This window comes from Labrenzia sp. THAF187b (assembly GCF_009363375.1).
Classification (GTDB): Bacteria; Pseudomonadota; Alphaproteobacteria; order Rhizobiales; family Stappiaceae; genus Roseibium; species Roseibium algicola.
The window spans coordinates 41,268-61,868 of the sequence record NZ_CP045345.1 but is presented as its reverse complement, the minus strand read 5'-3'; the positions used below and the strand labels follow the sequence as shown (position 1 = coordinate 61,868).

General features: G+C 58.1%; 18 protein-coding genes and 6 pseudogenes. 17 read left to right on the top strand and 7 right to left on the bottom strand.

The window, feature by feature from the left end:
• Nucleotides 1-181 precede the first annotated feature (181 nt).
• Nucleotides 182-1,681, top strand: a pseudogene (locus tag FIV03_RS28125) (ISL3 family transposase).
• A gap of 99 nt (nucleotides 1,682-1,780) precedes the next feature.
• On the opposite strand, the pseudogene FIV03_RS28120 reads toward FIV03_RS28125, so the two are convergent.
• Nucleotides 1,781-2,023, bottom strand: a pseudogene (locus FIV03_RS28120) (PIN domain-containing protein); the annotation flags it as partial.
• Nucleotides 2,024-2,111: 88 nt separating this feature from the next.
• Between FIV03_RS28120 and FIV03_RS28115 the strand changes: the two are divergent.
• The 7 genes from FIV03_RS28115 (at nucleotide 2,112) to FIV03_RS28085 (ending at nucleotide 9,316) form a co-directional block, all read left to right on the top strand.
• Nucleotides 2,112-3,596 (top strand): M81 family metallopeptidase, encoded by a 1,485-nt coding sequence (locus FIV03_RS28115; RefSeq protein WP_152512145.1) that lies wholly within the window; start codon nucleotides 2,112-2,114, stop codon nucleotides 3,594-3,596.
• Nucleotides 3,593-4,708, top strand: a complete 1,116-nt coding sequence (locus tag FIV03_RS28110; RefSeq protein ID WP_023000301.1) for a C4-dicarboxylate TRAP transporter substrate-binding protein — start codon at nucleotides 3,593-3,595, stop codon at nucleotides 4,706-4,708. The genes FIV03_RS28115 and FIV03_RS28110 overlap by 4 nt, the downstream gene beginning before the upstream one ends.
• 65 nt (nucleotides 4,709-4,773) lie before the next feature.
• Nucleotides 4,774-5,292, top strand: a complete 519-nt coding sequence (locus FIV03_RS28105) for a TRAP transporter small permease (RefSeq protein WP_081713155.1) — start codon at nucleotides 4,774-4,776, stop codon at nucleotides 5,290-5,292.
• Between the two features lie 9 nt (nucleotides 5,293-5,301).
• Nucleotides 5,302-6,606, top strand: a complete 1,305-nt coding sequence (locus tag FIV03_RS28100) for a TRAP transporter large permease (RefSeq protein ID WP_023000303.1) — start codon at nucleotides 5,302-5,304, stop codon at nucleotides 6,604-6,606.
• A gap of 4 nt (nucleotides 6,607-6,610) precedes the next feature.
• Nucleotides 6,611-7,495 (top strand): MurR/RpiR family transcriptional regulator, encoded by an 885-nt coding sequence (locus FIV03_RS28095; RefSeq protein ID WP_023000304.1) that lies wholly within the window; start codon nucleotides 6,611-6,613, stop codon nucleotides 7,493-7,495.
• A 13-nt stretch (nucleotides 7,496-7,508) separates the two neighbouring features.
• Entirely contained in the window at nucleotides 7,509-8,834 is a 1,326-nt protein-coding gene (locus tag FIV03_RS28090) for an aspartate aminotransferase family protein (RefSeq protein WP_031269051.1), read from the top strand.
• 188 nt (nucleotides 8,835-9,022) lie between these two features.
• Nucleotides 9,023-9,316, top strand: coding sequence for a hypothetical protein (locus FIV03_RS28085; RefSeq protein ID WP_023000306.1), 294 nt, complete (start codon nucleotides 9,023-9,025; stop codon nucleotides 9,314-9,316).
• Between the two features lie 136 nt (nucleotides 9,317-9,452).
• Here the strand turns inward: FIV03_RS28085 and FIV03_RS28080 are convergent, their stop codons facing one another.
• Nucleotides 9,453-9,656 (bottom strand): integrase core domain-containing protein, encoded by a 204-nt coding sequence (locus tag FIV03_RS28080; protein ID WP_353622327.1) that lies wholly within the window; start codon nucleotides 9,654-9,656, stop codon nucleotides 9,453-9,455.
• Nucleotide 9,657: 1 nt separating this feature from the next.
• Nucleotides 9,658-9,995 (bottom strand): annotated as a pseudogene (locus tag FIV03_RS28075) (hypothetical protein).
• Nucleotides 9,996-10,060: 65 nt separating this feature from the next.
• Here FIV03_RS28075 and FIV03_RS31965 point away from each other — a divergent pair.
• Nucleotides 10,061-10,269, top strand: a pseudogene (locus FIV03_RS31965) (DDE-type integrase/transposase/recombinase); the annotation flags it as partial.
• Between the two features lie 432 nt (nucleotides 10,270-10,701).
• On the opposite strand, the gene FIV03_RS28065 reads toward FIV03_RS31965, so the two are convergent.
• Complete coding sequence (locus FIV03_RS28065; protein ID WP_152512144.1) at nucleotides 10,702-11,559, bottom strand: LysR family transcriptional regulator; 858 nt, start codon at nucleotides 11,557-11,559, stop codon at nucleotides 10,702-10,704.
• A gap of 98 nt (nucleotides 11,560-11,657) precedes the next feature.
• Between FIV03_RS28065 and FIV03_RS28060 the strand changes: the two genes are divergently transcribed.
• Genes FIV03_RS28060 through FIV03_RS28050 form a run of 3 tightly spaced genes read left to right on the top strand, consistent with a single transcriptional unit; the run spans nucleotide 11,658 to nucleotide 14,241 of the window.
• Nucleotides 11,658-12,809, top strand: coding sequence for a TauD/TfdA family dioxygenase (locus tag FIV03_RS28060; protein WP_152512143.1), 1,152 nt, complete (start codon nucleotides 11,658-11,660; stop codon nucleotides 12,807-12,809).
• The gene (locus tag FIV03_RS28055; protein ID WP_152512142.1) at nucleotides 12,806-13,399 is read left to right on the top strand and encodes an HD domain-containing protein; all 594 of its coding nucleotides are present in this window, start codon (nucleotides 12,806-12,808) and stop codon (nucleotides 13,397-13,399) included. Before FIV03_RS28060 ends, FIV03_RS28055 begins: the two co-directional genes overlap by 4 nt.
• On the top strand, nucleotides 13,396-14,241 hold the full coding sequence (locus FIV03_RS28050) for an alkaline phosphatase family protein (RefSeq protein WP_152512141.1): 846 nt from the start codon (nucleotides 13,396-13,398) through the stop codon (nucleotides 14,239-14,241). Before FIV03_RS28055 ends, FIV03_RS28050 begins: the two co-directional genes overlap by 4 nt.
• Nucleotides 14,242-14,391: 150 nt before the next feature.
• Here FIV03_RS28050 and FIV03_RS28045 read toward each other — a convergent pair.
• Nucleotides 14,392-14,881, bottom strand: a pseudogene (locus tag FIV03_RS28045) (recombinase family protein); the annotation flags it as partial.
• Between the two features lie 169 nt (nucleotides 14,882-15,050).
• Between FIV03_RS28045 and FIV03_RS28040 the strand changes: the two are divergent.
• Both FIV03_RS28040 and FIV03_RS28035 read left to right on the top strand, forming a co-directional pair.
• Entirely contained in the window at nucleotides 15,051-15,281 is a 231-nt protein-coding gene (locus FIV03_RS28040; RefSeq protein ID WP_152512140.1) for a ribbon-helix-helix protein, CopG family, read from the top strand.
• Nucleotides 15,282-15,310: 29 nt separating this feature from the next.
• The gene (locus FIV03_RS28035) at nucleotides 15,311-15,625 is read left to right on the top strand and encodes a type II toxin-antitoxin system RelE/ParE family toxin (protein ID WP_081713154.1); all 315 of its coding nucleotides are present in this window, start codon (nucleotides 15,311-15,313) and stop codon (nucleotides 15,623-15,625) included.
• A gap of 307 nt (nucleotides 15,626-15,932) precedes the next feature.
• Here FIV03_RS28035 and FIV03_RS31960 read toward each other — a convergent pair.
• Both FIV03_RS31960 and FIV03_RS28025 read right to left on the bottom strand, forming a co-directional pair.
• Nucleotides 15,933-16,103, bottom strand: a pseudogene (locus tag FIV03_RS31960) (IS6 family transposase); the annotation flags it as partial.
• Nucleotides 16,104-16,173: 70 nt separating this feature from the next.
• Nucleotides 16,174-16,770, bottom strand: coding sequence for an XRE family transcriptional regulator (locus FIV03_RS28025; RefSeq protein ID WP_051990042.1), 597 nt, complete (start codon nucleotides 16,768-16,770; stop codon nucleotides 16,174-16,176).
• 281 nt (nucleotides 16,771-17,051) lie between these two features.
• On the opposite strand from FIV03_RS28025, the gene FIV03_RS28020 reads away from it, so the two are divergent.
• The 3 genes from FIV03_RS28020 (at nucleotide 17,052) to FIV03_RS28010 (ending at nucleotide 20,601) form a co-directional block, all read left to right on the top strand.
• On the top strand, nucleotides 17,052-18,650 hold the full coding sequence (locus FIV03_RS28020) for an ABC transporter substrate-binding protein (RefSeq protein WP_152512139.1): 1,599 nt from the start codon (nucleotides 17,052-17,054) through the stop codon (nucleotides 18,648-18,650).
• A gap of 146 nt (nucleotides 18,651-18,796) precedes the next feature.
• Nucleotides 18,797-19,738: an ABC transporter permease gene (locus FIV03_RS28015; RefSeq protein WP_152512138.1), complete on the top strand. Its 942-nt coding sequence runs from the start codon at nucleotides 18,797-18,799 to the stop codon at nucleotides 19,736-19,738.
• Complete coding sequence (locus tag FIV03_RS28010) at nucleotides 19,735-20,601, top strand: ABC transporter permease (RefSeq protein WP_173014028.1); 867 nt, start codon at nucleotides 19,735-19,737, stop codon at nucleotides 20,599-20,601. The genes FIV03_RS28015 and FIV03_RS28010 overlap by 4 nt, the downstream gene beginning before the upstream one ends.

The window sequence follows — 20,601 nt, the reverse complement described above, 5'->3', positions numbered from 1 at the left end:
CGGGTTGATGGCACTTGGCGACGTTTTGAGATGCATGATGTTGATTTCCAGAGAGAATTGGCTCTGCATCATATTTGCTACTGTTGGAAGGCAGGCTTTTGCTGATTCACCGGAGGATCAGCTTATGTAACATCGATTTCCGCGCGCAAGCCTCGCGCCTGATGGCTTTTCAGTAGATGAAGTGAAGGTTGTAGCGGATAGCGTTCAAATCCAGTTGCGATCGCGCCAGCGCTCGGGAAAATGTCCGGACTGTGGGCGACCGAGCTGAAGAGTTCAAAGCCGATATTTGCGCCGACCTTCTGACCTTCCGCTTTGTGGTCCGCGTGTACAGTTAACGATAGTAGTGCGTCGCTTCTGGTGTGATTCAGTTTTGTGCAGTCGGCGCATCTTCTGCGAACAATTCGATGGTGGCGTATTGGCTCGCTATGGTCGGCGTACCCAACTGCTGGAAACAATCGTCCACCATCTCGGCCTGGCCCTCGGCGGAAGACCGGCTGCCGCCTTTGCCAACCGCCTCATGATGCCAGTGAGCAACGACACACTGTTGCGCGTGGTTCGCCGGCGTATTGCCGATCACAGCGATGAACTCACTGTCATAGGTATTGATGACTTTGCCTTTTGACGCGTCCAGACCTACGGCGCAATCGTTTGCGATCTGGAACGGCGGAGGCCTGTTACCCTCTTACCAGATCGAGCGCTGGATACGTCTCGATCATGGCTTGCCCAACATCAGTCGATATCGATCGTCGCTGGTGACCGGGGTGGCGGCTACGGCGACGCCATCACGAAGGCCCTGCCTGATGCAGAGCAGGTCGCCGACCGTTGGCATCTGATGGAGAATTCCAGCCGGGCGTTTCTTGACGCTGTCGGCAGGTCAATGCGCCAGATCAGGCAGGCGGTCGGCAGCAATGTCATTGACCCCAAGCTTTTGACTTATGCGGAAAAGTTGCAATACGAGAGTTATCTACGCCGCCAGGAAACGAATGAAGCGATTCGAGAGCTGTCGAAAATGGGCAACCCAATTCGGCAGATCGTGCGGCAAACCGGTCATAGCCAGAAGCTTGTCCGCGACGTATTACGCGGCCAGCGCCTCGATGTCTTTCGAACACGGCCAAGTTCGCTCGATAGCTGACTAGCGTGGTTTAACAACCGCTGGGACGAAAGGGCTCGAAATGCCTTGGCACTTTGGCGCGAGATGCGGGAGGAGGGCTTTCCAGGGCAAAGTGGCGTCGTCTCACAATGGGCGCAGCGCCGCCGGCTGGCAGAGAAGGCCAACCAAAGTGGATTTGCCCGAACCCCATCAGTAAGGGTTATCGCTCGATTGATGACTGCCACACGCGATGAATTGGCGAAGACCGAGGTAGTCTTGGTGGCGGCGATTGAAATGAGTGTTCCGGAACTAGTGGCCGCGCGCGATGCCATTGGCGACTTTCAATCCATGATCCGCTCGAAGACAGCATGCAGGCTTGATGACTGGCTTGCAGCAGCCAAGAACAGCTTAGTCGCATCTTTCGCCAACGGCGTCGAAAAGGATATCGACGCCGTTCGGAACGCTTTCATCTCTCATTGGTCGAATGGGCAAACGGAGGGACAGATCACGCGTCTGAAGCTCAACAAACGCCAAATGTACGGGCGAGCAAAACTCGATCTATTGCAGGCGCGATTGATTGGCGCATCCTAATAGCTACACGTCAGCAAAAGTGGGTCAGAGCCAGTTCTCAGTGAAAATCAACAGGCGTCCCTTGCGGGCGGCCTCGACTATGAGGTCGCCATATGCCTATGCGGCAGCTTCAGTCAGTCCAATGATCCGATCTGCAAATCTGCGCCACCAATCCGAAAGCCCTTATTCCAGGCGATCGGCGCGCTGATTCGGACGGATTTTCTGAATCCCGAACGCGATCTCGGCGATGACAACCGTCAACAACGCCAGCTCCGCGTCATGACGTACCAACCACGCCACTACACCTGGTTCTGGCGCTTTATTTAGCGTTTCCGAGATCATACTGGTGTCGAGGAAAATCAAAGTTCAAGCCTTCGGCTAAACTTGACAAAACAAATGCGCTATTTTAACAACAATAAAACAATTGTTTCAATTTTTCATTGGGAACGATATGCGTATTGGCGTCGCCCGGCTCTGGCACGAGGCAAACTCATTCTCCGTCTGCGAGACCCGCCTGGAGCAATTTCAGGCCCGCGAATGGGTGCGCGGTGAAGAAGCCCGCGAACTGTACCGGGGCACCTCCACGGAATTGGGCGGTGCGCTCGCCTGGTCCGAGCAGCGTGGTAACATCGAGTTGGTGTTCTCCCGTTGTGCTTCGGCAGCGCCCGCCGGCCCGGTCGACCAGGCGCTGCTCGAGCGGCTGACGCAGGAACTCATTGACGATGCATCGCTTGACGACATCGACGGACTTTATCTTTCGCTTCATGGCGCATGCATCGGAACGACAGATCTCGATCCAGAGCTGTCGCTTGTCAAAGCCCTGCGCCAGCGATTTCCCGATCTACCGATTGCTGCATCCTTCGACATGCATGCCTGCATCGCACCTGAACTGGCGGACATGTTGAACGCGGCAACTATCTACCGCACGTACCCCCATGTGGACATGGTCGAGACGGCGCAGGCAGCACTCGATATGCTCGCCCGCATGGTGACAGGCGGACTGAAACCGCGCGTGATCCTTCGCCGGATCGGACGCATTTTGCCGAGCTTCAACATGCGCACAGACGGGCCGGGCCCGATGCGCGACATTGAGGCGAAGGCGCAAACCCTTGCGCCGGACGCCGTCGCAGCGTCGTTCCCCGCCGCCTACCCCTACGCAAGCTTTGCCTATGCGGATGTGCCCGTTGCCGATGCCGGCGTGCTGGTAACCTGTCTGGACGAAGCCGAAGGCGCAGCGCTGGCGGATGAGATTGCGGATTTTATGCTATCGCAGCAGGCCCGGTTTCGGCCGGACCTGCCGTCGGCGCACGAGGCGCTCGCGGCCCGTCCATGGGCGAGCGGCGAGCGCATCGCGTTTCTCGAACCTTCTGACAATCCCCTGTCCGGCGGCATTGGCGACACGCCGGGCCTGTGCACCGAAGCTCTTCGAGCCGACCTGCCGGAAGGTAGCGTTTTGGCCTTCTTCTGCGATCCGGATCTGGTGGCGAAAGCCCATGCTATGGGCGTCGGCGCGATGCTTAAAGTCTCGTTGGGCGGACGGCTCGACGACCGGTTCGGCGAACCACTATGCTGCATGGCCAAGGTGCTCTGTGTCACCGATGGCAGATTCCGGAACGAAGACGCGATGGAACGCGGTATGCCGGTAGATCTCGGCCCCACCGCGCTGATCGGCGTCAATGGCCTGAGGGTCATCATCACTACGGGTTGCCAGTCGCCCAACGACACGGCCTATTTCCGCCTCCACGGCATCGATATCGACACGGTGCCCGTACTTCTCGCCAAGGCGAAAAACCATTTCCGCGCTGCCTTTGGCAGCCGGTTCGACGTCATCCAGTCTTGCGAAACGCTGGGGCCAGCCATGGCTGACGTTTCACAACTGACCTTCCGAAATGTGCCTCGGGAGCGCTTCAACCTGACAGAACAGAGGGAAACATGAAGAAGACAATTACTGCCGCCCTGCTCGGCCTTGCAGCAAGCACCGTCAGCGCGGCCGCCATTGAACTGACCGTCAGCTCATGGGTCGCGCCGTCGCATCCGACGATCTTTGCCGGCTATGAAACCTACTTTTCGGCCGTGTCCAAGGCCTCCGGTGGTGACGTAACTTTCAAACTTGTTTCCGGTGGCGCGCTGCTGGGTGGAAAGGAAACGCTGACGGGCCTTGGCGACGGTGTTGCCGATGCTTCCGTTCTGGCACTCACCTACAACCCGGCCCAGCTGCCCACCAGCCAGCTAGTTGCAGAACTCGCCATGATGAGCGGCGATTCACTGGCCGTTGCTGCTGCCGTGACCGAGTTCACGCTGCTCAATTGTGCGCCCTGCATTGACGAATTTGCCAAGCAGAACGTCGTATACACCGGTAGCTACGCGACTGCGCCCTATGCGCTGATCAGCAAGGAACACGTGACCGAAACCAGCGATGTGGCTGGCAAGCGCATCCGTTCGCCCGGTGGCGCCTGGGATCGCTGGATCGGCGAGGCTGGCGCGACCGTCGTGCATACCTCCAGCTCAGAGATGTACGAAGCTCTGGACAAGGGCATGATCGACATCGCCATGCAGCCTGCCGCATCGCTGAAGACGCATTCGCTCTGGGATGTGGCCGACACTATCACGCTCGGCAGCTTCGGCGTCTACAATTCCGGTCCGCTTCTTGCCTTCAACAAGAACGCTTGGATAGAGCTTAGCGCTGAAAACCGTCGCGTACTGCTCGACGAGATGGCGGACGCAATCGTGGCGACCACCAACGCCTATGTGGCCCAGAACGAAGACGCCAAGGCGGAAGCTGCCGACCATGGCATGAAGGTTTTCGACAAGCCGGGAGTGCTGGAGACGGAAATTGCCGCTTTCAACAGTCAGGACATCGCCTCCATCGTCAAGAAGGCGCAGGACGTCTACGGCGCCAAGAATGCAGAAGCGCTGATTGAGAGCTATCAGGCTTCGCTTACCAAATGGGAAGAGATCACGGCTTCCGGTCTTTCCGGCGAGGCGTTTGCCGAGCGCATGAAGACCGAGATCTTCGACAAGCTTTCGGAAAACGAATACGGCCTTTGAGCCGGTCGCGGCGGAGCTTCATGAGCGCCGCCCCCTCTCTCTCTCTCTGAAACTCCGGATTATTCATGCAACAAATCGATGTCTTTTTGGGCAGGTTGGGGTGCATTCTCGCGTCGGCAGCGAGCTCTTGCCTCGTCGTCATGATGTTCCAGATATGCCTTGATGTCGGCGGGCGTTACCTCTTCGGAACGCCGATGCCCTCAACGCTGGAGATTGTTTCGGACTGGTGGATGCCGGCGCTGATTTTCCTGCCGCTGCTCAATGTGGAATGGCGCAACGAAAACATTGCAGTCGACTTGCTCTACCAGGGGCTCGGTCCCCGTGCGCAGGCCGTACTCGACGCGATTGCACTCGTATGTTTCGGTGTATTCCTCGCGCTCATTGCCTATGCCGGTTTCGAGCAGGCCATGCGCGCTTATCGGCAGGGCGAGTTTATCATCGGTATGATCCCCGTTATCACTTGGCCGCCCCGTTTCTTCCTACCGGTAGCGGGCTTCCTGACGGCCGTTCTTTGCTTTGTCAGGGCCGTGCGCTTCGTTGGCCGTGCCGCCACGGCCAAAGTCGAAACCAGCGACGACATCTAGGAGCCTACCGTGGATAGCATCACACTCGTCTACTGGGCGCTTGGAGCCCTCCTGTTCCTTCTGGCGTTGCGCGTTCCCGTTGCAGCATCGCTTGGCCTTGTTGCCATTGTCGGCATGTTTGTCCTGGTCGGCGATCGGGCAACCTGGGGGGTTCTTCGCTCGGTCCCGCATGCGTTTGCCGCGCACTGGAGCCTGAGCGCCATCCCCATGTTCCTTTTCATGGGTTATGTCTGCTTCTCGGCTGGCCTGACCGACGGCCTGTTCCGCGTGGCGCGGGCCTGGCTGAACTTCCTGCCGGGCGGCCTTGCAATCTCGTCCGTTGGCGGTGCTGCGCTCTTTTCTTCCGTTACCGGCTCCTCCGTCGCCTGTGCGGCGGCCATGGGCAAGATTGCCGTGCCCGCCATGCTCGACCGTGGTTATGACGCAAAGCTCGCAGTTGGCACCATCGCAGCTGCCGGCACCATGGGCTCGCTCATTCCACCGAGCACGATCCTGCTGCTTTACGCCGTTTTTGCCGAAGTGCCGGTCAGCGAACTGTTCATTGGCGCGGTCATTCCGGGTCTGCTCACCGCACTCATGTACGGTCTGATGATCCTGATGCGGGTCAAGTACAATCCACTGCTAGCTCCGCGCGAGATGAGTGTCGACTGGCGTGAGCGTTTCATGGCACTCGGCGAGACCTGGCCGCTATTCCTGCTGGTCATCACCGTTTTCGGCGGCATCTTTGCCGGCCTTTTTTCAGCAACGGAAGCAGGCGCAATTGGTGCGCTGGCGGCTATCGTCATCGGTCTTGCAAAGCGCACGCTCTCCTGGCAGGCGCTGAAAGACGCTGCCTTCGAGACCATCCGCTCCACCTCGGCCATCTTCCTGATCGCCGTGGCCGCAGCGCTGCTGACGCGCCTCTTCGCCTTCGCCGGCTTCCCTGACTACGTTCAGGGACTGATTGGCGAGGACATGTCGCCGCTGCTCATAATCATCTCCGTTTCGCTGATCTATCTCGTTCTGGGAATGTTCCTCGACCCGATCGGCGTGATGCTTTTGACGCTGCCCGTTCTGCTGCCGATCTTCGAGACCGCAGACATCAGCCTCATCTATGCGGGCGTGATGATCACCAAATATTTGGAGATCGGCCTCATCACACCGCCTGTCGGGCTCAATGTGTTCGTCATCAAAAATGTCATTGCGGACAGGGTGTCGGTCAGCGACGTCTTCCGTGGCGTAGGCTGGTTCCTGTTTGCCGATTTGGTGACGGTGGCCATACTCATAGTCTTCCCCGCGACCATTCTGTGGTTGCCCAGCCTGATAAGCGGGTGACATCATGACCGAGACTCCTACCCTTGAAACCCTGAACCAGCGAATGATTGCTGAGATGGAAGCCTTGCCGCGTCGACTTGCCGATGGCGCACGCTATCTGCTTGATCATCCCGATGATGTGGTGCTCCTTTCGATGCGAGAAATCGCCACGCGCGCCGGCATCGCGCCGGCAACGCTGGTGCGGTTGGCGCGCACGCTGGAGTTTGCCGATTGGACGGAATTGCGGGCGGTCTATGCCGACAGTTTTCGCACCGGCCCGGCCCGCTATGCCGACAAGGCGGTGGCGGCGGTACAGCAAGACAGGGGAGCGGGGCTTCTGGCCGAAACGTTTCGCGCGCAGGAGGCGTGCCTCGCCTTTGCGCTTGAAAGTAATACGCTTGAGGACATCACGGCGGCGGCGCGCACTCTTTCCTACGCCGAGCGCATATATGTGGCCGCTTTCATGAGCTGCAGGGGACCGGGCCTCACCTTCACCTATCTGTGCAAGATGCTGCGCCCGAATGTGGAGTTTCTCGGCAGCGAAGGTTCATCGTTGGTGGCCGACCTTTCCATGCTTACCGGGGGTGATGCGGTTCTCTCGATCAACTTTCAGCCCTATGCGCGCGAGATCGACATGGTGGCTGAAGCTGTCGGGAAGTCTGGGGCGAGCCTGATCAGTCTGAGCGACAGCCGCGCCACACCTCTTCAGCCGCACGCCTCCACCTGCCTGCTGTTCTCCGCAGAGAGCCCCTCCTTCTTCCCCTCCGTCATATCTGCGGTCGGTGTTGTCGAGGGGCTTGCAGCGGCCATGCTGACCGAGCTGCAGGAAACGGCCACTGAGCGGATCGGCCGCATCGAAGAACAACTTTATGCGTCCGGTTCCTACCACGCGCACCGCCGTGTGCGATAACAGAGACGTCCCAATGACCCACGTGTTTCATCGCTCCCCTAAAAACCCGCTGCCACTCGCAGTGAAAGGGGCTGGCGCCTATATCACCGACGAGAACGGCAAGCGTTATATCGATGCCTGCGGCGGTGCGGCCGTTTCTTGCATAGGACATGGGGACGTGCGCGTTCTCGAGGCTGTTCAGCGTCAGATGAGTGAAATCAGCTATGCCCATACGGGCTTCTTCTCGTCGGCACCTGCCGAGGCGCTTGCAGACCATCTGTGCGCGGCAAGCTCCGTGCCACTCGACAAAGTCTATCTTGTGGGCTCCGGTTCAGAGGCCGTTGAAGCGGCCATCAAGCTGGCGCGCCAGTATCACCTGGAGCACGGAGAAGCGTCACGCAAGCTCGTGATATCCCGCCACCAGAGCTATCACGGTAACACGCTGGGAGCGCTTTCCGTTGGAGGCAACCCACCACGGCGCAAGCCCTATGGCCCCTTACTTCTGGAAGAGCCGAAGATTGAGCCCTGCTTTGCCTATCGCTATGCGAAGGAAGGCGAGAGCGTGGAAGACTACGCCCTGCGCGCGGCGAACCTTTTGGAAGACAAGATCCTTGAGCTCGGTTCGGAAAATGTCGTGGCGTTTCTGGCGGAGACTGTGGTGGGGGCAACGGCCGGCGCAGTGGTAGCAGAAGTCGGTTACTTCCGCCGCATACGCGAAATCTGCGACCGCTACGGCGTGCTTCTCATCCTTGATGAAGTGATGTGTGGCTCTGGCCGGACGGGCACATTCTTCGCCTGCGAAGAGGAGAATGTCATGCCGGACATCCTGACGCTCGCCAAGGGACTGGGCGGCGGATATCAGCCCATCGCGGCTGTGATGTGCACAGCGAATGTCTATGACACCATCGTCAAGGGCAGCGGCGGTTTCGTACATGGGCACACCTACTCGGCCCATCCACTCGCATGCGCGGCAGCGCTTGCGGTTCAGCAGGTCATTCGCGACGATGACCTGCTTGCCAATGTGCGTGCGCGTGGCGCGCAACTGCAGGAGCGGCTTCAGGCGCGTTTCGGCAGCTGTCCCCATGTGGGCGATGTGCGCGGGCGCGGACTTCTGCAGGCCGTCGAACTAGTTGAGCATCGCGATGCCAAGACGCCGTTTCCGCCCGAGCGACGGATCGGCGCGGCGATCAAGAAGGAAGCGATGGCCGCTGGCCTTATGGTCTATCCAGGAGCCGGCACTATCGATGGCGTCTCGGGCGATCACGTGTTGCTCGCGCCGCCTTACAATGTCGACGCAGAGACCATTGACCTGATTGTCGACAAGCTGGGACTGGCGGTGGACTCGGTCCTCTCCCGTTGAGGTTGGCTTAAAGCGACGAACGTTGGGTTTCAGCTGGCCGTGGAGTTCGAATGCCCGATCACCGACCAAAACCCGTTCCGAGAGAACAAAAGAACGATCAAATTGCCGCACAATCCGAACGGGTGTTTGGGTATAGAATAAGGTTAGCGAAATGAATTGGTGAACTTTTATTCGAGGAGCTGCTCTTGATGGATAGTCTCCGCTTTTTGAGCGTTTGGGACCACATTTCGAAAATTAGATTGGCTTTTGATAGTGGTCAACGACGATATTGGATTCACGGATACTCTACGGCCGAGATACGGGCGTTAAAAACAAAATTAAAGAAAGAATTTCCGGCGATGGAAATGAGAGAGATGTCGGAGCTCGATATTGCTGTGTTTTGCGCGAATCCGGAAGAATACCACGCTCCGAACTTGTGGAACATAGCCTATGAAAGGCAAAAGCTCCTCGAAACAGGAAAGACAAAAGATTTACCTACATGAATCTTGATCAATAGTTACGAGGCTAAGTACCCTTAGTAAGGTCTAATTACTATCAAAACACTCACAATTTTGACATAGAACCTCAAACACGCGTCAGAATTTTGATCAACCCCACCTGAGTGGTCCATTTTGATTGTTAGTGCACGACTGGGCTTTGGTCCATCCGGGCGATAGTTTCTGCTGCCGGTGGTCGGTAGCCCAAGGCGCTGTGTGGACGCTTGGTATTGTAATGTTTTCTCCATTGTTCAGTCAGGATCTGTGCTTCCTTCAAGCTGTAGAAGAATTCACGGCATTGCCAAGTTGTTTTGGGCAGCCAGTACGAGTCCCGTCTTGGACGGATTTCAGGCGTTCATTTCGACGGCGTATTCCTCCCATATGTCGAACGCATCAGCTCTTGCATGCCGGTATGAGGGCGCGGACAGTTTGTATCGGCCCGGCCGGAAGATCGTGTTGATCTGATCGTGGGCGGACAGAAACCGTTGATCTTGGCGGGGCGATTTGAACCGGCCAAAAATCTTCTCCCGCTTGCGTGTCGGACGATTACGCCCCGCTCGGCGAGCAGATCCTCTACATCCGCCGTGCTCAGCTCAAACCGGTGGTAGACCCAAACAGCGTAAGCGACGACTTCGCGAGGGAACCGGTAGTCTTTCAAGCGTAGCATCTCAGATGATATCTTCATGAAGACCGCCTAAACTCCACTGCAGGCGACGACAAGTTGGCAATGCCGACCAAGCATTTGCAACAGGTATCGAGAGCGATCATTTCAGGGTGAAGAAGAACATGCCGAAGGTCGGCGATTTCCGTTCGTTCAATTCAGCCAGAAAATCCATCGCCGGTTTGAAGCCATGCTGAGACTCAGGAAGGGCTTCGAATTTGCCGTTCAGTGGAGCGTCGGTGAACAGAACGATCTGCTTACGATGTTCTTCGGAATTGAAAAATTATTCAAGCCTTAGAGCCGCTCCCAAATTGGGACAGATCTGCCTTTTGGGGAGTGCCCTTCAGGCGGCGAATGCTTGGCCATGACACCTGGAGATCGGGAATTAAGCAGCCTTTGCGAACTCCCGACACCAAGGTTTCATGATCTGGATGCGATATCTGCTTCTAGCGTTTCCTTGGCTAAGCAAAATCACACACACCTTTTCGGCGACTGGCAGAAGTGTTCGCAGCTCCGACCTCGACACCGTGCAAAGGCGTGAGACGGGTGAATGGCCGGTTCAGCAAGGCAGCACTGCGACGAGATCCAACACAACGAATGGTGGCTATGGGTCGTTCGTGTGGCCACCCGTAGCTAAAATTCAGCTGATGCTGCGGAGCATCGGAGGTCGGCTCTGAGCCCAAACCAATTGATGCTGCTAGCCGACGAATGACTGCTCAATTCCGATTTCTCAATCAGAATTGATGATTGCAGTTGTAATCGCCTTCCATTGGTCGCGTGTCACCGCTTGGGGGCTGGCGAGCAGCCAATAGCTTCGGTGATGAGAAAGAGCCCCGGGGTCCAAGCGGACCAACGCACCCGATGACAAGGCCTCCGCGCACAAAGGCAGCGATGCCAGAAAAACGCCCAGCCCCGCCTTCGCCGCGCCAAGAGCCGAAAGATGGGTGTCAAAGCGTAGGTCGGGCAATGGGGTAGTCAGGATGGCGAACTCAGTAGCCCAGTCATGCCAGCCGGGTCGTTGACCGGCGCAGGAGATGCGCGGCCACGTCGTCCAATGCCCGGTGCTGGCCATCAGGGACGGAGCGGCCACCGGGGAGATTTCCTCGGCATAAAGCCGGGCGCGATACGTGTGCGGCCAGTCGCCCGTTCCATAGCGGATGCGAATGACGTCGTCCTGCGGGGCGTCATGTGTACCAATAACCATCGACTGGATCGAGATTTCTGCCTTCGTAAGGGTTTGCAAACGACCCAGCCTTGGAAGCAACCACAGGTCGATGATGGTCTGGCTGGCGGACAGTGTCAGGCGTCGATGTCCCGTGCCGAAAACCGCCTCGGTGCTGTCGCGCAACCCTTCCAGCGCAAGCCGGACATGGGGCAACCACGCTTCGCCCTCAACAGTCAGAGAGATTGCCCGCGCCTGACGGTGGAACAGGGGGATGCCAAGTTGTTTCTCCAGCTGTCCGATCCGCTGACTGACTGCTGCCTGCGTCAGTCCAACGTCTCCGGCGGCGGCGGTAAAACTGCCAAGCCGCGCCGCCGCTTCGAAAGCGCGGATCCATTCCAGTGGTGGAAGACGATCCCTTTTCATAAGTAAAACGATGCCTCAGGCTATAGATTCCTGATTTGAAATTATCTGTTGAGCTTGAGAAACTCCAGCCCAGTCGAAATTAACCTTTGGGGACTCCCATGCCGTCAGTCGCTATAGATCCGTCCGGAACCTTTCTGACCCTTGAAATCGCCACTGGCCCGCACCGTTTTCATGCGATCTGGCTGCGTGACAACGCGCAAGATTCAGTAACACGTGCTCCTGGGAACGGGCAGCGATTGATTGCCTTGCGCGAAATCCCGGCCGAGACCCGTATTGCAACGGCCGAGATCACGCCGGACGGCGCGCTTCATGTCCGTTTTGTGCCGGAGGAAAAAACCGTTCGCTTCGATCCCGCTTGGCTTGCAGCAAATGCGTATGACCGGCACCCAAGGTCAGTTGCGCGGGGCTGGCTTCCCGATGGGGTCGAGCCTTGGGATGCTGGATTGATGGACGCCGTGCCGTGCGGCGACTTTGCCCAATTGCAACAAGGCGGCGCGCCGTTGCGCGACTGGCTGGGGCAGATTGTCCGCCGTGGTTTCGCCAAGGTCGTGAACGCGCCAGTTGAAACAGGGGCGCTTTTTCGGATCGTCGATCTTTTCGGCTACGTGCGCGAAACGAACTATGGCCGCCACTTCGAGGTGCGGACTGAGGTAAACCCGACCAACCTCGCCTTCACGGGCCTCGAGCTTCAGGCGCATACCGACAATCCATATCGCGACCCGGTGCCGACGATTCAGGTTCTCTACTGCCTCGAAAGCTCTGCCGCCGGAGGCGAGAACATGGTGGTCGACGGGTTCGCCGCGGCACTGCGCCTGCGTGAGGAAAACCCTGAGGGGTTTGACCTGCTGGCCAATCATTGCGCGCGGTTCGAGTATGCTGGTGAGGCAGGCGTTTGCTTGACCTCGCGTCGCCCGATGATCGAATTGGCACCAGACGGTGAACTTATCGGTATCCGCTTCAACAACCGCTCTTTCGCTGCGGTGACGGATGTGCCCTTCGACAAGATGGAGGTCTATTATGCCGCCTATCGCCGGCTGGGCGAGATCATCGACGATACGGCTATGGAAGTGACTTTCCGATTGGAACCGGGCGAGGCCTTTGTCGTTGACAACACGCGCGTGCTCCACGCACGCAAGGGCTATTCCGGTGAGGGAACGCGCTGGCTGCAAGGCTGCTACGCCGACAAGGACGGTCTGCGGTCCGCCTATGACGCGATGTGCCGCGAGGACGTGCTGGAGGCCGCGGAATGAGACCTGATATCAACAACCTAACCGCCGAAACCATTGTCGCCTTCATCGGCTCGATATTTGATCGGCGCGGCGGTGAGGAATACCTGGGGGAGCCCGTGACAATGGGCGAACACATGCTGCAGGGCGCCACGATCGCCGAGCGCAGCGGCAAATCCGAAGAAATCATCGTCGGCGCGCTACTGCATGACATCGGCCATTTCACCAGCGAATTCGGGACCTTCACGATGGACGACACCGAGGATCGGCATCATGAAGACGCAGGCGCCGAGGTGTTAGAGCGGTACTTTCCTTCTGTCGTGACCGATTGCTGCCGATACCACGTCGCGGCAAAGCGTTACCTCTGCGCGACCCGCCCAGAGTATTTCAAGCGCCTGTCTGAAGCCTCGATCCATTCGTTGAACCTGCAAGGTGGCCCGATGTCGCCCGAGGAAGTGGCCGAGTTCGAGAAGAACCCGAACCTCAAGGAGATCATCGGAGTTCGCTATCTTGACGAGGCAGGGAAGGTCGCGGGGATGGAAACGCCCGACTTCTGGTATTTTGCACCGATGGTGCAGCGGCTGGTCGACAGACATTGCGGGCGCGTTGCATGACCCGCGTTCTACTCGTCATCATGGACGGTGCCGGCTACAACGCGGCCCTTTCCGAATGCGGCTGGCTCGAAGGAGCTGTCGCGCTTGGGCAGGCACGTCGGTGGAAGATGCGCACAGCACTGCCCAGCCTTTCTGGGCCAATGTACGAAACCATACACACCGGCCTTTGGCCGCATCATCATGGTATCGTCTCGAATGATGGGATGCGCGCATCCTCCTCACCCAACGTTTTTTCTCTGACCCGCGCGGCCGGCAAGCGCACGGGCGCGGTGGCGCAATCCTACTTTCACCAACTCTACGTCGGACAACCGTGGGATTCGTTGCGCTCCATCGAGCATCTGGATGACAATGCAGATATCCAAGCCGCCCGGTTCTATTCTATGGAGGGCTACGGCCCCTTGAACGCCTGTGCCCCCGCCGAAATCGATCTTTGCGCACAAACGACGCTGATGATGGAACGGCACGCGCCCGATTACATGTTGCTGCATTCCTGCTCCGCCGACACGCTGGGACATACGTTTGGCGGTGACAGCAAAGAATATCGCCGCCAGATTTGGCACATCGACAATGCGCTGTCGCGATCGATACCTGTGTGGCGCGATCTCGGCTACGATGTCATCATCACCGCAGACCACGGTATGACATCAGACCACTGGCACGGTGGAACGGCACTGGCTGCAACCGAAGTTCCGTTCTATTTGTTTTCGGATGCTGAAGGCCCTGAAAAGGGGGCGGAGCTGTCCCAACTGGGAATCGCCGCCTCGGTTCTGGCGCTGATGGATGTCCAGCCAGCGGAGGGCATGGGCGATGCTTTTCTCATGCCACTACCACATGCCAAGTGACTTCCCAAACTTTTCCCGACCGAATTTTTCGCATCCGTTCCAATAAGACGAGCTGCGGTCGTCACAGACTTCTTCGAGTTTTGGGCAAACGCAGCGAACACGCGCTGCTCGTCATTGTTGCTTTTCAACACAAACAAAAAAGGACTGACAGCGGACGTTCAGCCCATTGGCGAGGTGTTCCTTAGCTCGTTGCAGCTTGCCAGCTTTGACGACCGGTTTGCGGCCACCTTTTCGTCCGCGCGCAGTGGCAGCAGTCAACCCAGCCTTGCTGCGCTCCAAAATCAGGCCGCGCTCGAACTAGCGCAGTGCACCGAATACATGGAAGGTGAGCCGTCCGCCCGGGGTTGTGGAGTCGATGTTTTCGGCCAGAGACCGGAAACCGACACCGTTCGACTCAAGCGCGCTTAGCGTCTCGATCTGGTGATGCATCGAGCGGCTGAGCCGATCCAACCGCCAGACTCCCAGCACGCCGCCTTCGCGCAGGTAAGACAGTGCATCGTCCAAACCAGGCAGATCGGCCCTGGCCGAAGAGGCAATGTCCTCGAATACCCGCGGGCAACCTGCTTTTGGGCAGCGCATCCGTCTGAAGGGCTGTTTCCCGTCCCGCCGTCGATATCCGCGCGTAACCGATCAGAGCCATTTCCACGGTCTTTGTCCGTCGTCCCGTCCGCCTAGTTTATTGTCCGAACATCCGTCGTTCAAACAGGTTGCCGGACTATGTTCTGTATCACCGGCTAACGGACACTTGACGGACTGCAATGAACGGGCAAGTTAATCACTAGGGATCACCAAGTAATAGGAGGGTTGTAATGGCAACGTCGCTCAAGATCGACGATGTGCTGAAAGGCCGTGTCCAATACCTCGCTGTTAAGCGCCGCCGCTCGCCGCACTGGATCATGCTTGAAGCCATCCGGCAATTCTTCGAGAGGGAAGAGGCTTGTGAGTGCCTCAAGCAGGAAGCCTTAGCTTCCCGGTCGACTTATCAGGAAACCGGACGGCATCTGACCGGACAGGAAGTGCGCACCAGGTTGAACACCTAGGGCAACGAAGAGGAAAAGACGGTGCCTGAGTGCCACGAGTAATCGTTACCGAAGGCGCGGCGCTCGGCTTGGAACGATGTCGACGGTTTCTTGCAGTCAAGTCTTCGGAAGCTGGCAGGCGAGCGGGTCAGGCCATCGAGCGCCAATTCTTGCTACTGGAAACGCCCCCCGACTTTGGCCGACCTAACCCTGATTTGCCTGAGCTGCGTGAGTTGCTGATTACCTTTGGGGATTCAGGCTATGTGTCCCTCTACCGCTATGAACCGGCGGTCGATGTGCTCTATGTCCTGGCATTCCGACACCAGAAAAAGCAGGCTACTGAGGAAAGAGTAAGCGTGGTTTAGCTGAAGCCTGTATCGGAGCGACCCCAGTCCCTGTAGGGAGAGAACCGGGGCCTGAAGCGAGCTTGCGGACATGCCTTTCTCCAAACTCAGTTCACTCTTGGAGAAGTTGGAAACTGAGTGGTGGTATCATAGTAAGTGCAATCAGAAGATGCCAGTGGATTATGCACTCGTATGCTGCCGCTCCTGCTGACACAGTCTTGATGTTTGTCTTGGAGAAAAAGATGGCGGCGTTACGGCAGTGGGTTGAAGGCGACGCAGCCGCGGATTTGGATCTGGCACAGGGAAGAGGTCGGTTCCTGGAGTAGAAGACGGCTTTCGAATGTGCGATGGCGCCGATCCGATGCAGATGGATGGTGAGGGATGAAGATTTCGAGCGAGGTGGAACGAAGAGATTTCGAACCGCGGAGAAGACATACAGGAAACGTTGCAATCCGCTCGGCGACCGAAATCCCTGCATACCCCGTTCTCGTTTTCGCAAAGACCGCTATTCGTCACACGCAAAATTTTTGCGACAGAACCTGCGAACACGCGTCATCCGTACTTGAATATCAACTCTTTGAATAGTTGATTGGTGTAGAGCTAACCCAAAGCTCCGACGACGTTTCATTACCCAAAACTTTCGAATAATGCGGTTTAGATGTGTCGTGGTGAATGCTGTCGCCGGGTCTCATGATGAAGACTTTGTCACCGAGGTGGTATTCTAGGCTACCTTCCAACAAATAACAGAAGACTTCGCCTTCGTGCTTCATATGTTCGGAAATGTGCCCAGGTGGGCGATGAATGATGCACGGATATGTAAGTGCACCGGGAAAACCGGGCCCGAGTTTTTCATAGAGCCGTTTGGATTTTCCGAGAACATAAGTTTGACGATTGTCCTTCGAAACGAACTCTGAATAAGGTTCGGGCAACTTGATCAGTTGTTCCAGGCTAGTTTGAAGAGCGCCAGCTATCCTCTGAAACGAGGAAAGCGACGGCGATGAAATGCCTCGTTCCACCTGTGACAGGAACCCGATCGTCAGATTGGTTGCTTTGGCGACGTCGTCCAGAGTCATGCCGAGAGCCTTTCGCCGCTGCCGTATTATGGGACCGTAGTTAGGCGTGTCCTGGTCCGCTTGTCCTGTGGCTGTTGGTTCGCTCAGCGTCATTGCTTTTCTCCATTTCGGCAGCGTCTTATACCCGCCGGAGACAGTAAACACCAGTCGTATCGGAAAGTGACTTTAACTATGCTAAAAATTTTTTAAGCACAAAATTATCTCCCTTAAATTCCAATTACTCCATAATTTCATATACTTGAGCAAAAATCGAAGTTTAATATTGGTTCAAAAAAGCTGCAAAAACAAAAGTCTGACTAAAAAATGTCTTGCGGCGGCATTCCGTTTGGATAAGCTCCGGAGCCTCATGACATGTGCATCTGGGAGGACACACCATGAAGGCGGCAGCATTTGCCACCGTGCTGGCAATGAGCACGGCTCTGAGCGTATTCACATATGAGGCCGCAAGCGCGGTCGAACGCGGCGGCACCCTCGAATTCGCCCGCTACGACGGGTCGAAGCTTGTCGATCCGATCTATGCAGACCGCAATCCGGATATCTGGATGGTGGGCAGCCTGTTCTCGACGCTGCTGGAAAGCGATCCGGAAAGCGGTGCGATCACCGGCGCGCTGGCGGAAAGCCATGAAGTCTCCGCCGACGGCAAGACGATCACACTGGGCCTGCGCGACGGCCTGAAATTCTCCGACGGCAGCCCGCTGACGGGTGAGGATGTGGTGTTTTCCCTGGACCGGGCGAGGAACCCGGATCTCGGGCCCTGGTCGGATCTCTTCTCGGCGATTTCCTCTGTGACGGCAGACGGCAAGACCATCACCATCTCGCTTGCCAATCCCGACCCGGCGCTGCTCTCCATGCTGGCGACGTTCAATTCGGCGGTCGTCTCCAAAAAGGCCTTTGAGGCCGCTCCGGGTGCGACCGACCAGGAAAAGTCCGCGGCGCTCTTCGCAGCCGGTGGTCCCGGCGTCGGTTCCGGCCCGTTCTATCTCAGCGGCTTCGAGCAGGGATCGTCGATGACGTTCTCCGCCAATCCGCACTACTGGAAGATGGGTGAGGACGGCAAGCCGCTGCCCTATCTGGACAAGGTGCATTTCCAGGACATTCCGGACGATGCCACCCGCATTCTCAAGCTGACGGCAGGCGAGGTTGATATCGCCGAGTTCATCCCGTTCTCGCGCGTTGCCGAGCTGGATGCGGATCCCGCGGTCAACATGTATCTGTTTCCGTCGACCCGGATCATCTATTCGCCGATCAACACCCGCGAGACCCGCGCCGACGGCTCGCCGAACCCGCTTGCCGACAAGCGCGTACGCCAGGCACTCAACTACGCCACCCACAAGGACGCGTTGATCCAGCTCGTCCTGCAGGGTGCCGGCAAGCCTATGTCCTCGCCTCTGATGTCGTCGTCCACACCGCTGGCGATCGACATGAACCCGCTCTACGGCTTCGACATCGAGAAAGCCAAGGCGCTGGTCGCCGAGGCGGGACTTGCGCCGGGAACGGAAATCACCCTGACAACGCTGGCGGGGTCCGCGGACGACGCCACCATCTTCGCAGCCCTGCAGCAGATGTGGGCGCCGCTCGGCATCAATCTCGTCGCTGAACAGGTGGACGGGCCGACACGCGGCGCCAAGAACCGCTCGGGCGAGTTCGACATCCACACCTATGGCTGGGTGGATGACGTCGCCGACCCGAGCCAGGTGACCGGCTGGCTCGGTTATTTCCCGACGCGCAAGGCGGTAGGGACCGGCTGGGACAATGCCGACTTCAATGCCCTTTACGAAGCCTCTTCCACCGAGATGGATCCGGAAAAGCGCGCCGACCAGTACCGTCAGATGCAGGAACTCTACGCGGATGCAGCTCCGCTCCTGTTCATGTACGAGACGCCGTTTGCGGTCGCCGTGTCCGGAAAGGTCTCCGGTTACGTCCAGACGCCGCTCGGCGCGAACATCTTCGAAAAGGCTTCGCTGGAACGCTAGAGCATCCTCCGTTCGGCAGAACTTCAAACAGGTTCGATTGAAGTTCTGCCGATCACGCGTTCCTCCCAAGAGCGGAAGGCCCGGACGTCCGTCCCACTGGCACCCGGGCCTTCCGAACCCTTCTCGGCAAATGACGGCAAAACAATATGGCTGGTGTGCAATACACCCTGAACCGGCTGGTTCTGATGATCCCGACCTTCCTTCTGGTGATGATCATCATTTTTCTTCTTGTCCGCCTTCTTCCCGGCGATCCGGCCATCGCGATCGCGGGTGACAAGGCGTCCGACGCCGATATCGCCGCGATCCGCGAGAAGCTCGGCCTGACCGCCCCGCTCTGGACCCAGTTCTGGCTGTTTCTGAAGAACACGCTGCAGGGCGATCTCGGGCGGTCCATTCTGTTGCGCGCGCCGGTGCTCGACGTGATCCTGGCTCGGCTGCCGACAACGATCTTCCTGACCCTCTATGCGGTGACGCTGTCGATCCTGATCGCCGGACCGCTCGCCTTTCTGGCAGCGGTCAATCGCGGCAAATGGCAGGACAACCTCATCCGGGCCGTGTTCCAGGTCGGCCTTTCCATGCCGGTCTTCTATATCGGACTGATCCTGCTGACGTTCCTGGCGGCGCAGCTGCGGCTTTTTCCAGTCGGCGGCTATGGCGAGACCTTCGCGGACCGGCTTTATCACCTGTTTCTGCCGGCCGTGACCGTGGCGCTCTACACCTCCGCGATCCTGATGCGGAACCTGCGCTCTGCCATCATCGAAGTGCTGGATGCCGAATATGTGCAGTTCGCCCGGGCGAAGGGCCTGCCAAACCGGCTGATCCTTGGCCGGCATGTCCTGAAAAACGCGCTGATCTCGACCGTGACGCTGCTCGGCCTTTCCATCGGTCAGCTGATGAGCGGCACGCTTGTCACCGAGACGGTCTTTGCCGTGCCCGGTGTCGGCCGGTCGATGCTCGAGGCGATCTTCGCGCGCGACTATCCGCTGATCCAGGGTCTGACCCTGACCTTTGCGGTGCTGGTTTCGCTGGTCTTTCTTATGACCGACCTCTTCCAGAGCTGGCTTGACCCGAGGATGCGCCTGACATGAGCGATATCACTCTTGCCCCGGGTGCGGCCCCGATGAAAAAGCCGGGCCTGTTGAAGCAGGCCCTGTCGAAACCCGGCTTCATGACCGGTGTCGGCATCATCGGCTTTTCCACCCTGCTTGCCCTCTTTCCGGGTCTCTTTGCGCCCTACGATCCTAATCAGATCGACTATGTCGCGGTGCGCCAGACGCCAAGCTGGGAACATATCTTCGGCACGGACCTGCTGGGGCGGGATACCTTTTCCCGCGTCATCTGGGCCTATTCCGTCGACATGCGCATGGCGTTTTTTGCCACCGTCTTCGCCCTTGTCATCGGCGTCGTCGTCGGGGCGCTGGTCGGCTATTACCGCGGTGTCGCGGATCTCGTTTTCGGCCGCGTCGTCGATGCGGTCATCACCTTTCCGTTTCTGGTTCTGGTGATCGCCATCGTCGCAGTGCTCGGGCCGGGGCTCACCAACATGTATATCGCGATCACGCTGGTGAACTGGGTCTATTACGCCCGGCTGATGCGGGCGGAAGTGATCTCGCAAAAGGCCAACGACTATGCGTCGGCGGGCATCGTCATGGGCTATTCCGACCGGCGTATCATTTTCCGGCATCTGCTGCCGAACGCGATCACGCCGATCATCGTCTACTGGATGACCGACATGGCGCTCGCCATCCTGCTCGGCTCGTCCCTCGGCTATCTCGGCCTCGGGGCGCAGCCGCCCCAGGCCGAATGGGGTGTACTCATCGCCGAAGGGCGCAATTTCATCACCACCGCCTGGTGGCTGAGCCTGATGCCGGGCATTGCTATCGTCATGACCGGGCTCGGCTTTTCGCTGATCGGCGACGGTCTGGCGGATCTGTTGAGGCCTCGCGGATGA

What these genes read in the sequence shown, in the direction of transcription:
- FIV03_RS28115 (WP_152512145.1), top strand. Translation starts at nt 2,112, where the DNA reads ATGCGTATTGGCGTCGCCCGGCTCTGGCACGAGGCAAACTCATTCTCC.
- FIV03_RS28110 (WP_023000301.1), top strand. Translation starts at nt 3,593, where the DNA reads ATGAAGAAGACAATTACTGCCGCCCTGCTCGGCCTTGCAGCAAGCACC.
- FIV03_RS28105 (WP_081713155.1), top strand. Translation starts at nt 4,774, where the DNA reads ATGCAACAAATCGATGTCTTTTTGGGCAGGTTGGGGTGCATTCTCGCG.
- FIV03_RS28095 (WP_023000304.1), top strand. Translation starts at nt 6,611, where the DNA reads ATGACCGAGACTCCTACCCTTGAAACCCTGAACCAGCGAATGATTGCT.
- FIV03_RS28090 (WP_031269051.1), top strand. Translation starts at nt 7,509, where the DNA reads ATGACCCACGTGTTTCATCGCTCCCCTAAAAACCCGCTGCCACTCGCA.
- FIV03_RS28085 (WP_023000306.1), top strand. Translation starts at nt 9,023, where the DNA reads ATGGATAGTCTCCGCTTTTTGAGCGTTTGGGACCACATTTCGAAAATT.
- FIV03_RS28065 (WP_152512144.1), bottom strand. Translation starts at nt 11,559, where the DNA reads ATGAAAAGGGATCGTCTTCCACCACTGGAATGGATCCGCGCTTTCGAA.
- FIV03_RS28060 (WP_152512143.1), top strand. Translation starts at nt 11,658, where the DNA reads ATGCCGTCAGTCGCTATAGATCCGTCCGGAACCTTTCTGACCCTTGAA.
- FIV03_RS28055 (WP_152512142.1), top strand. Translation starts at nt 12,806, where the DNA reads ATGAGACCTGATATCAACAACCTAACCGCCGAAACCATTGTCGCCTTC.
- FIV03_RS28050 (WP_152512141.1), top strand. Translation starts at nt 13,396, where the DNA reads ATGACCCGCGTTCTACTCGTCATCATGGACGGTGCCGGCTACAACGCG.
- FIV03_RS28040 (WP_152512140.1), top strand. Translation starts at nt 15,051, where the DNA reads ATGGCAACGTCGCTCAAGATCGACGATGTGCTGAAAGGCCGTGTCCAA.
- FIV03_RS28025 (WP_051990042.1), bottom strand. Translation starts at nt 16,770, where the DNA reads ATGACGCTGAGCGAACCAACAGCCACAGGACAAGCGGACCAGGACACG.
- FIV03_RS28020 (WP_152512139.1), top strand. Translation starts at nt 17,052, where the DNA reads ATGAAGGCGGCAGCATTTGCCACCGTGCTGGCAATGAGCACGGCTCTG.
- FIV03_RS28015 (WP_152512138.1), top strand. Translation starts at nt 18,797, where the DNA reads ATGGCTGGTGTGCAATACACCCTGAACCGGCTGGTTCTGATGATCCCG.
- FIV03_RS28010 (WP_173014028.1), top strand. Translation starts at nt 19,735, where the DNA reads ATGAGCGATATCACTCTTGCCCCGGGTGCGGCCCCGATGAAAAAGCCG.